Origin of the sequence: Paenibacillus sp. GCM10012306 (assembly GCF_042649265.1) — a bacterium.
Lineage (GTDB): Bacteria > Bacillota > Bacilli > Paenibacillales > Paenibacillaceae > Paenibacillus_AQ.
Map to the genome: position 1 here is coordinate 1 of NZ_JBHRYW010000032.1, position 1,227 is coordinate 1,227.

Consider the following 1,227-nt stretch of genomic DNA (forward strand, 5'->3'; position numbering starts at 1 on the left):
TAGGCCTGTTGATTAGCCAAAAAAAGGTAGAAAAAAAGCCGCCCGTTCGTTACAGTGTTTGTACCCCTACAAACAGTGGAAACGAGGCGACTTCATGAAAAATTCTACTTCATTATCGAATATCCTGCAATCGTTTATTCCGGAAGAAAAGGTGTTATCGATTCTAAATGAGTTCAATTACATCGATGTCGCTCGAAAGTTCACCGTCTATTCCCTGTTTCTTTTCTTGGCAGAGGCTGCATTCCAGGGGTGGGACGGCTATCGAGACGGGGAGCAGCGTATGCCTGGCGTTGGACTCCAGAAAGTCGATCATTCGACCCTCTCCAAAAAAGCCAAAGATGTTCCTTTTGAATGTTTCAAACAATTGTTACATCTCTTGATCCAGCAATGCAACCGGGAAACGAAACGCTGCCTTGGTATCCCGACGGAATTACTGATCGTCGATTCCACGCAGATCACCGTGGGCCTGGGACGACTCCCTTGGGCGCCCTTAAAAGGCGAAAAAGCAGGCGTTAAGCTCCATGTTGCCCTCACCGGAGACGAAGGTGCGTTGCACCAAGTGACCGAAACGACGGGGACAGAACATGATCTCCATAGCGCTATCGACTTGGTAGACCCCAGGTTTATTTTGGTCGCTGATCGTGCCTATAGCAAGCACGAAGTATTCGACAGTTACCAGGAGGCAAAGAATAGTCAATCTTTTGTGATCCGAATCCGTGAGAATACTCACTTTCATGACCCGGTTCCAAGGGAACGGAAGACTTCTTTTGGAGGAACGATTACACAGGATTTAACCTGCCAGTTAGGAAGGATGAAGTCTCTGACCCGGAATCGGTTTCGAGTGGTGGTTCTGACCGATCCGAAAGGGAAACCTGTCCTTTTAGCGACAAACCTGCATTGGCATTCGGCTGAAAGCATCGCTGAAATCTATAAAAAACGCTGGCAAATCGAAGTGTTTTTTCGCTGGATAAAACAGCATCTTAACATTCCGAAGTTGTTCGGAACCACGCCGAACGCTGTATATGGCCAGTTGTACGTGGCCTTACTTGTTTATGTTTTGCTTAAACTCCTGTTTGACGAAGGTCAAAAGGTCGTGCATTGGAGCGCAAAATTAACATTTGCCGATTTCGCACGATTATTAAGTTTACAAACAGTGTCGTCGGAGTGGAGAATTTATTTAGCTAAATTATGTATTTAAACTCATAATTTAGCTAATCAACAGGTCTA

The 1,227-nt window shown here is 45.6% G+C and carries 1 protein-coding gene; it reads left to right on the top strand.

Annotated features, from left to right (window positions below; all coding sequences use genetic code 11):
- The first annotated feature begins 94 nt into the window (after positions 1 to 94).
- The gene (locus ACFORK_RS29025) at positions 95 to 1,198 is read left to right on the top strand and encodes an IS4 family transposase (protein WP_379205548.1); all 1,104 of its coding nucleotides are present in this window, start codon (positions 95 to 97) and stop codon (positions 1,196 to 1,198) included.
- Positions 1,199 to 1,227 lie beyond the last annotated feature (29 nt).